Here is an 8,156-nt window from a genome sequence, read left to right as displayed (position 1 = left end):
CGCGGCCCAGCCGGACGGCGTGCCGCCGGTCGTCACCAGCTTGCGATAGCCGGCCGAGCCGACCCGCACGACATTGGCGATCGCCCGGATCGGCGAGATCGCGGTCAGCGTCTTCTCGATCCGCGCGTCCAGCTCCTCCGGCAGCGCATAGCCGCCCGCCGCGTCGCTGGTGCCGGCGAAGGCCTTGAGCTCGACCCCGGCCTCCAGCCCCCTTCTCAGGTAGCGCTCGACGAAGGGCGATGTGCCGCCCCGCGCCGTCTCGCCCTTGACGCCTTCGAGCGCCGGCCGCGCCCCGGCCACCACCCGCGCCTTGAGCGCCGCCACCTCCGCCTTCAGCGCCTCGAGCTCCTCATCCTCGGCCTCGATCGCCGCGAACGATTCCTCCAGCGCATCGCCTTTCACTTCCAGCATCTCAGTCTCCTTCGGTTGATACGAAAAAGCCCCCGCCGAACGGGCGAGGGCTAAAAACTCCCTCTCCCGCGTGCGGGAGAGGGTGGGGTGAGGGTCTTTCTAACTCACCGGAAAATCCGCGATCGGCCTCAACACCCCGAACCGCTCCTTCTTCGGCCGCCCTTTGAGCGCCGGAAACTCCACCACCGGCGCCGGCAGCTTCTTGTCCGGCAGGCGGTCGAGCAGGTCGCGGAGCAACGTCAGCCGCCCCCGCCTCTGGTCGTTGAAGTCGACCAGCGTCCAGGGCGCCCATTTCGTATGCGTCGCCTTCAGCATCGCCTCGCGCGCCTTGGTGTAGTCGCCATATTTCTCGCGCGCCGCGATATCGATCGGCGACAGCTTCCAGCGTTTCAGCGGGTCTTCCAGCCGCTCCGCGAACCGTTCCTCTTGGCGTTCCTGATCACAGGCCAGCCAATATTTGAAGAGCGAGATGCCGTCGTCCGCCAGCGCCTTCTCGAACCCCGGCACGGCCTTCAGGAACGTTTCCGCCTCGGCCTCGCTGCAGAAGCCCATCACCCGCTCGACCCCGGCCCGGTTGTACCAGCTCCGGTCGAACAGCACGATCTCGCCTTTGGCCGGCAAATGCGGCACGTAGCGCTGGAAATACCATTGCCCGCGCTCGCGCTCGCTCGGCTTGGAGAGCGCGACGACATGGCATTGGCGGGGGTTCATCGCCCCGGCGACCGCGTCGATCGCGCCGCCTTTTCCCGCCGTGTCGCGCCCCTCGAACAGGATCAGGATGCGCCGCCCCGTTTCCTGCGCCCAGAACGCCATCTCCGCCAGTTCCTCCCGGATCGGCGCGAGCAACTCCTCATAAGCCTTGCGCTTGAGCTTCGTCATCATTCCCTCTCCCGCGTGCGGGAGAGGGTAGGGTGAGGGCCTGCAGCCGTCGAGACGGTTTCAGCTTTCCACCATATGCACCCGCGCCTTGGGCTGCATCGGCATCGTCACGAGGCTGATCTCGACCAGCTCGAGATCGGTCAGCAGCCGTGGCCCGTCACCTTCGGCGCTCCGCACCCGATAGCCGAAGCTCAACCCCTTCACCGCACCCTCGCCGAGCAAGGCGGCCGCCTCGCGCCCCGCCGCGCCTTCCGACAAGCGCCCGATTACACGCAGCCCGCGCCGATCCTCCCTCAGATATTCGATCCTGCCGATCGGCCGCGCCGGATCGTGCTGCCACAGCAAAAGCACGCTGCCCGCCGGCCGGCCAAGCGCCCGCGCGAACGCTCCGGCGCGCACCACGTCCCCGCCCCGGTCCCGCCGCCCGAAGATCGCCGCATAGCCGGCGAAGCGAATTCCTCCCCTCCCGGATTTCCGGGAGGGGTCGGGGGTGGGTCCTTCAGCCATGCAGCATCTCGAGCACGCCCACCTTCACCGCGATCCCCGCGACCAGCAGCGCCAGCCCGATCCGCACCGCCCAACTCACCACTGCGTTCCAGGCCGATCTTTTGGCATCGCGCCAGGCCCGCAGCAGCTCGCGCAGCTCGTCCATGTCCCGCCGCGCATGCTCGTCCTTGAGGCCGAGTGCGGCCAGCGCCCGCTCCGCCCCCACCTCGCTCGCCTCCTCGATCAGCGCGCGGAGCGTCGGCATGTCCGCGCCCTGCCCTTCCGCCTGGGCGATGAGCAGCGCCAGCATCGACGCATTCTGGCTGTTCATTCGCTTTCCTTTCGATAATCTCTTGCCGATGGCCACCCGCGTCGTGCTGCTGATCATCCTCTTCGCGATGTTCGCGCTCGGCGGCTGGTGGCTGTGGCGCGAGTGGCGGATCGACTCCTGCTCAGCGTCGAAGGGCGAGTGGAATCAGTCGGCCGGCATCTGCGATCCGCTCCCGAGCTGACGACCGACGCAGGCGTGCGGGGACATGCTATTGCGTGTCCCCGCCCTCCGCGGGTCCGGATCCGAGCATCTCCCTTTTCTCCTCCTCGGACAGGAACTCCGCCGCCCGAACTTGCCGCCACAGCCGCTCCCGGTCCTCGGCGAGCGCGGTCACCTGGTCGACGTCGATCGCGAATTTGAGCCCCGGCCGCCACGCCGCCAGCCCGTCGCCGATCCCGCGCAATATCCGCTCCGCCATCGGCAGCACGGTCAGCCGCCACAACGCGCGATTGGCTTCCCGGTAATTGGCATAGGTCGCGTCGCCGGGCAGGCCGAGCAGCATCGGCGGCACGCCGAAGGCCAAGGCGATGTCGCGCGCCGCCGCCGCCTTCAGCGCGCCGATGTCCATGTCGGCCGGGGTCAGGCTCAATGCCTGCCACTTCAGCCCGCCGTCGAGCAGCAGCGGCCGCCCCGCATTGGCCGCGCCGGAAAATTGTGCCGCCAATTCCTCCTTCAGCCGCGCGAACTGGTCGGCCGACAGCGCCGCCCCGTCCGGCGGATCGTAAACCAGCGCGCCCGACGGCCGTGCCGCGTTGAGCAGCAGCGCCCGGTGCCAGCGCGCCGCAAGATTGTGCAGCTCCACCGCCGCGGCGGCCGCGCCGAGGCAGCCCAGCCCATAATGGTCGTCGAGCGGGTGCGCGGCCTTCAAATGAATGACACCGGGCCGTCCGAGCGCATCCGTCGCCTCGAACCGGCTCGCCGCCTCGCCCACCTTGTAGAGATAGGCCGCCGGCCAGCCGCGCCCATCCGCCTCGATCCGCACCCGCTCCGGCCGCAGCGCCACCAGCTCCACCGGTTCGGCCCGCGCATCCTGCACCACCCGCACAAACGCGTTGCCGTGCAACAGCAACTGCGTCGCCACCGTCTCCAGCAGGCCCGGCGGAACCAGCGCCACCAAATCCTCCCCTCGATTTCGAGGGGAGGGGGACCGCGCAAAACGCGGTGGAGGGGCCTCTTCCCGGATCAAAGTACCACTTTGATCCGCGTAGATCGGCGCCCACGCCACGCTCTCCGCGACCAGCCGCACCGCCCGCTGCGCGACCGGATTGGCGAGATAGGCCTCGCGGACCCGCGCCTCGTAGCTCGCCGGCCGCTCCTCGAAGGCGTCGGCGAACCGCAGCGGCAAACCCGCCAACAGAAAAGGCCGCCCGCCACCGCGAGCGGCCTTCCGGCCGAACCATTTCATGCATCGCTCCCTGGAAGCCGGCCGGCCCGCCTCGCGAATCGGGCGCACCTGTCCAGCATTTGTGTCTTGTGCCATATCAGCGTCACGCTGTCAAGCATAATTTACCGATTTGGTTAATCATTGCACGAAGAGACGTTCATCTGGTCGCGGGACGGCTTTCGTCGAGGCCCCTTCGCAACCTCAGGCTGAAGCGCTAGGCTCACGTCAGGGAGACCATAATGAGAGCGATGCGGGGCGCGCTGTTCGGCGCGGCGCTGGCGGCGACGACGTTCGCGGCAGAGGCGGGATCGGACGGAACGCGACGGACGCCCTCCCTTCCCGATGAATCCTGTCTGACCCCACCGAATGGCGCCAAGGCGATGCAGGCCACTGAAGCGCCGCCGCCGGCTTTGGTCGAAGGCCTCGGCTATGCCGGCCTCGAGCCAGACACCGCCAACCCCGAGGCCCGTGCCTGGTTCGCCCAGGGCGTCCGGCTGATCTGGGCGTTCGACGAAGTGGAGGCGATCCGCGCCTTCCAGCAGGCGCAGCGGCTCGACCCCAATTGCGCGCTCTGCCATTTCGGCGAGGCCTGGGCGCGGGGCCCGACGATCAACCTGCGCCCCCGCACCGATCAGCTGGAGGCGGCCCGCGCCGCCGCCGGCCGGGCGCTCGCGCTGGTGGATCGCCTCGGCCGCCGAGACCAGTTCCTGGTCCGCGGCCAGGCGCTCCGTGCCGGCGCCGGCGGCGCCTTCGCCAATGAGGCTTATGCGAGCTTCATGGAGGGCGCGGCGCTCCGCATGCCCGGGGACGACACGCTGCAGATCATGGCCGCCGACGCGCGCATGGTCGCCGCCAGCGACATGCAGCCCGGGTCGCTCGCCCAGCGCCTGCTGGAGCGCGTCCTCGCCCGCAACCCGGGCCATGGCGGCGCGATCCATTACTACATCCACTTGACCGACTGGATCGACCGCCAGCACCTCGCCGTGCCTTATGCCGAGCGGCTCGGCCGGATCGCGCCGGCGGCGAGCCATCTCGTCCACATGCCGTCGCACAGCTTTTACGGCGTCGGCCGCTATCGCGATGCCGCCGCGGTCAATGTCGCCGCGGTCGCCGCCGACCGCGCCTTCAACCGCCAGGCCCGCCCGGTCGCGTCCGACTATCGCTTCTACCTCAACCGCCACAACATGCATTTCGCGATCAACAGCGCGCTCGCCCGCGGCGACGGCGCGACGGCGCTCGCCGTGTCGGGACAGTATCGCGCGACCTATCTCACCGGCGAAAACGTCCAGCAGCCCTCGCGCATTCTCGGTTCGGCTCTGTCCTACGCCGCCGGCCTGCATCTGCCGGTCGCCGAGGTGCTGGCGCTGCCCGAAGGCGAAAATGCGGTCGACCGCGCGATGCGCCATTATGCGCGCGGCGAGGCGCTGGCCCGCAACGGCGACGCCGCCGCCGTCCGCGCCGAGGCGCGCGCGCTCGCGGTGTTGCGCGAAGGAACCGCGGCGCCTGGCCTCGGCCGCGGCGGCGCGCGCCTCGCCGAGATCGCCCAAAGCGTGCTCGAAGGCCGCGCCGCCATGCTCGACCGGCGCTACGAAGAGGCGGCCGGCGCCTATCGTCGAGCGATGAACGCGCAGCTCGCCGCCGAATTCGGCACGGATCCGCCGCTCTTCTGGTATTCCGTCCGCCGCAGCCTCGCCGCCGCCTTGCTCGCCGCCGGCGACCCGGCCGCCGCCCGCGCCCAGCTCCACGCCTCGCTCCGCCGCTGGCCCAACGACCCCCTCGCCCTCTACACCCTCTCCCTCGCCGATCGCGCCCTCGGCGACGAGGCGCTGGCGGCCGGCAACCTCGCGCGGGCCCGCGCGGTGTGGGCGGGGGATGTGACGGAAGTGCAGCTGGCGCGTATCTGAAATCCAAGCCTCCCGGGTCATCCCGGCGAAGGCCGGACCCATGAACACCGAGGACGGGGCTGGAGACGAAGCTCGATCCGCTGCGCCGCTTTCTGCGCTGACAGCGTTGATGATGCGGACTAGGCAGGCGGGGTGCTGGCGCTTCTCTTCCTTCTGCTGCTCGGCGGTTTCGCCGCGGTCTGGGCTTCGAACCGGGAACTGAAGCGCCGGCTCGACCTGGTCGAGCAGCGGCTGGCGGGCGATGCGCCCACGTCTGCACCCACCGAACCGGCAGTCCCCTATAGCGTCACCTTCGCCGCCAAGGCCGAGCCACCTCGATCCTCCCCGAGCTTGCTCGGGGAGGGGGACCATGCGCCGGAGCCCTTGGCGGAGGCGGATGGTGGAGGGGCAGTCTCGCCCGAGCCCCCGTCCGAGCACATCGTCGAAATCGGCGCCGAACCGCACACTCCCCCATCCGAAACCCTCGGCGCGCTGTTCGAGCGCCTCGTCGCCGGCCGCCTGCTGATCTGGCTCGGCGGCATCGCCCTCGTCGCCGCCGCCATCTACCTGATCCGCTTCTCGATCGAGATCGGCCTGGTGACGCCGGCGCTGCGCATGATCGCCGCCGCCTTGTTCGGCCTCGCCCTGATCGCCGCCGGCGAGGCGGCGCGCTGGAAGATGGCCGACGACCTCCGCATCGCGCAAGCCCTGGTCGGTGCCGGAGTCGCGGTGCTCTATGCCGCCGCTTATGGCAGCCACATCCTCTACGGGCTGATCGACTCGGGCGCGGCCTCGGCGGCGATGCTGGCGATCACCGCCGCCGCCTTGGGTCTGTCGCTGCGCCACGGCGCGCCGACCGCGGTGATGGGCCTGGTCGGCGGTTTCCTGACTCCCCTGCTGGTCGGCGATCCGGACGCCGGCGCGGCGCCGCTCCTCGCCTACCTCGCTCTTCTCGATCTCGCCATCTTCCTCGTCGCCTGGCGCCGCGGCTGGACCTGGCTCGCCGCCGCCGCGGTGCTGCTGAGCTTCCTCTGGAGCGGCTTCCTGCTGCTGCGGGACGCCGATGACGCGCTCGCCGCGGGCATATTCATCATTCCGCTCGCCATCGCCGCGACTTTGGCCCGGCCGGGCCAGGGCCGCTCGCTTGGGCTGGTCCAGCCGATGCTGCTCGGCCTTGTGCAGCTCGCCATGGTCGCCGCGCGAACCGATCTCGACATGGTCGGCTGGGCCCTGTTCGGCGCGCTCGCCGCGGCGGCGATGGCCCTTGGCCATCTCAGGCCCGCGGCCCGCGCCGCGCCGCCCGCCGCGCTGGCGCTCGGCCTCATGGTGCTGATGTTCAAGGCCGGCGGCTGGCGGGATCCGTGGAGCCCCCACGCCGCTTTGGGTCTGACCGCGATCTTCGGTCTCGGTGGCCTCGCTTTCGCCTGGCTGCGCGGCGAGCGGCGCTGGGCGATCGTCGCCAGCATCGGCCTTGCCGGCCCGCTGCTGGTCCTGCGCGCCGCCTGGCCGGAGCTGGCGAGCGCCCCGCAATGGGGCGGCATGGCCGCCTTGCTGACGCTCGGGCCCGCGGCCCTGATCTGGCGCCTGCGCGGGCGCGCCTCGCCATCCGCCCCGGCGGAGCTCTCGCTGCTCGCCGCCGGCGCATCGGCCGCCATTCTCGCGGGGACCGCGGCCTGGGACCTCCTCCCCGCGGAGCTGATCGTCGCCGGCTGGCTCGCGCTCGGCATCGCCTTGGCGCTGGCGGCCCGTCGCCTCGCCGACCTCGCCTTGGCGACGATCGCCGGCCTGGTCGCGGCCGTGGCGGTCGCGCGCGCCGTCTGGCTGACGCCCGAGCTGTCGAACAGCTTCTTCATCGCTCTGGCCGGCGCGCCCGTCCTCGCCGTCGATCTGCCCGGCCTCAGAACCGCCTTCTTCGCCCTCGCGCTTCCGGCCGTCCTGCTCGCCGGCCTTCGCCTCGCTTTGCCCGATGTGAAGCTCCCCGCGATTCGCGCCGTCGCCCCGGTCGCGGGTGCCCTTGCGCTCGCCGCGCTCTATGTCGCCTTCAAGCAGGCCTTCGGTCTGACGAGTGACGAGGATTTCCAGGCCCGCGGCTTCCTCGAGCGGACGATTCTGACCCAGGCCCTGTTCGCCGCCGGCTGGCTGCTCGCCTCCGGCCGCCTCAGGCTTCCCCGCCTCGATCCGGACATGGTCGCGCTTTCCGGCACCGTCCTCACCGGTTTCGCCACGGTCCGCCTGGTCTGGTTCGATCTGATCGTCCACAATCCGGCGCTCATGGCGCAGGATGTCGGGCCACTGCCGGTCCTCAACCTGATCCTCCCCGCTTTCTGGCTCAGCGCCGTCTGGCTCTACGCGGCGTCGCGGCGGGACGAACAAGGCCCGCTGACCGGCATCTGGCTGGTGCCGTTCCTCATCGCCCTGATCGCCGGCGCCGGCCTGCTCGTCCGCCAGGCCTTTCATGGCGCGATCCTCACCGGCGGCGAGATGACCAACGCGGAATTCTACACTTATTCGCTCGGCGGCCTCGTCCTCTCGATCGGCCTCCTGCTCGCCGGAATCCGCCTGCCCGACAAGGCGCTCCGCCTCGCCGGCCTCGCTCTGCTCACCGCGACGATGCTGAAGGTTTTCCTGATCGACGCCGCCGCGCTCACCGGAATCCTGCGTATCCTCTCCTTCCTCGGCCTCGGCATCGTCCTGATCGGCATCGGCCGCCTCTACGGCCCGATCCTGCGTGCCGAGGCCGGCGGCGAGGAGCCGCTGGCGGGAGGGTCGCGAACCGCTTAAG

General features: G+C 70.6%; 8 protein-coding genes. 3 read left to right on the top strand and 5 right to left on the bottom strand.

What is annotated here, in order from left to right; genetic code table 11:
- The 4 genes from ACT4N3_RS06215 to ACT4N3_RS06200 form a co-directional block, all read right to left on the bottom strand.
- The coding region (locus tag ACT4N3_RS06215; RefSeq protein WP_444854342.1) for a phage major capsid protein at positions 1-411 on the bottom strand (411 nt) is incomplete at its 3' end.
- Positions 412-510: 99 nt separating this feature from the next.
- A complete protein-coding gene (ppk2, locus tag ACT4N3_RS06210) occupies positions 511-1,290 on the bottom strand; it encodes a polyphosphate kinase 2 (protein WP_444854341.1) in 780 nt (259 codons plus the stop codon).
- Positions 1,291-1,350: 60 nt separating this feature from the next.
- Positions 1,351-1,797, bottom strand: coding sequence for an HK97 family phage prohead protease (locus ACT4N3_RS06205; RefSeq protein ID WP_444854340.1), 447 nt, complete (start codon positions 1,795-1,797; stop codon positions 1,351-1,353).
- Complete coding sequence (locus ACT4N3_RS06200; protein WP_444854339.1) at positions 1,790-2,107, bottom strand: DUF6127 family protein; 318 nt, start codon at positions 2,105-2,107, stop codon at positions 1,790-1,792. The genes ACT4N3_RS06205 and ACT4N3_RS06200 overlap by 8 nt, the downstream gene beginning before the upstream one ends.
- 28 nt (positions 2,108-2,135) lie before the next feature.
- Here ACT4N3_RS06200 and ACT4N3_RS06195 point away from each other — a divergent pair, with 28 nt between their 5' ends.
- Positions 2,136-2,288 (top strand): hypothetical protein, encoded by a 153-nt coding sequence (locus tag ACT4N3_RS06195; protein ID WP_444854338.1) that lies wholly within the window; start codon positions 2,136-2,138, stop codon positions 2,286-2,288.
- Positions 2,289-2,315: 27 nt separating this feature from the next.
- Here ACT4N3_RS06195 and ACT4N3_RS06190 read toward each other — a convergent pair whose 3' ends face one another.
- Positions 2,316-3,512 carry a phage portal protein gene (locus tag ACT4N3_RS06190; protein ID WP_444854337.1) on the bottom strand — a complete coding sequence of 399 codons (1,197 nt, stop codon included), beginning with the start codon at positions 3,510-3,512 and terminating at the stop codon, positions 2,316-2,318.
- A gap of 218 nt (positions 3,513-3,730) precedes the next feature.
- Between ACT4N3_RS06190 and ACT4N3_RS06185 the strand changes: the two genes are divergently transcribed.
- Both ACT4N3_RS06185 and ACT4N3_RS06180 read left to right on the top strand, forming a co-directional pair.
- Positions 3,731-5,395, top strand: coding sequence for a hypothetical protein (locus ACT4N3_RS06185; protein WP_444854336.1), 1,665 nt, complete (start codon positions 3,731-3,733; stop codon positions 5,393-5,395).
- Between the two features lie 132 nt (positions 5,396-5,527).
- Positions 5,528-8,155 (top strand): DUF2339 domain-containing protein, encoded by a 2,628-nt coding sequence (locus tag ACT4N3_RS06180; RefSeq protein ID WP_444854335.1) that lies wholly within the window; start codon positions 5,528-5,530, stop codon positions 8,153-8,155.
- Position 8,156 lies beyond the last annotated feature (1 nt).

Origin of the sequence: Sphingosinicella sp. (assembly GCF_052388015.1) — a bacterium.
GTDB lineage: Bacteria > Pseudomonadota > Alphaproteobacteria > Sphingomonadales > Sphingomonadaceae > Allosphingosinicella.
The sequence above is the reverse complement of the archived record's forward strand: the minus strand, read 5'-3'. Positions and strand labels throughout refer to the sequence as shown.

Coding starts and splice junctions, on each gene's coding strand:
- ACT4N3_RS06190 (WP_444854337.1), bottom strand. CDS start 3,512: ATGAAATGGTTCGGCCGGAAGGCCGCTCGCGGTGGCGGGCGGCCTTTT.
- ppk2 (WP_444854341.1), bottom strand. CDS start 1,290: ATGACGAAGCTCAAGCGCAAGGCTTATGAGGAGTTGCTCGCGCCGATC.
- ACT4N3_RS06185 (WP_444854336.1), top strand. CDS start 3,731: ATGAGAGCGATGCGGGGCGCGCTGTTCGGCGCGGCGCTGGCGGCGACG.
- ACT4N3_RS06205 (WP_444854340.1), bottom strand. CDS start 1,797: ATGGCTGAAGGACCCACCCCCGACCCCTCCCGGAAATCCGGGAGGGGA.
- ACT4N3_RS06195 (WP_444854338.1), top strand. CDS start 2,136: ATGGCCACCCGCGTCGTGCTGCTGATCATCCTCTTCGCGATGTTCGCG.
- ACT4N3_RS06200 (WP_444854339.1), bottom strand. CDS start 2,107: ATGAACAGCCAGAATGCGTCGATGCTGGCGCTGCTCATCGCCCAGGCG.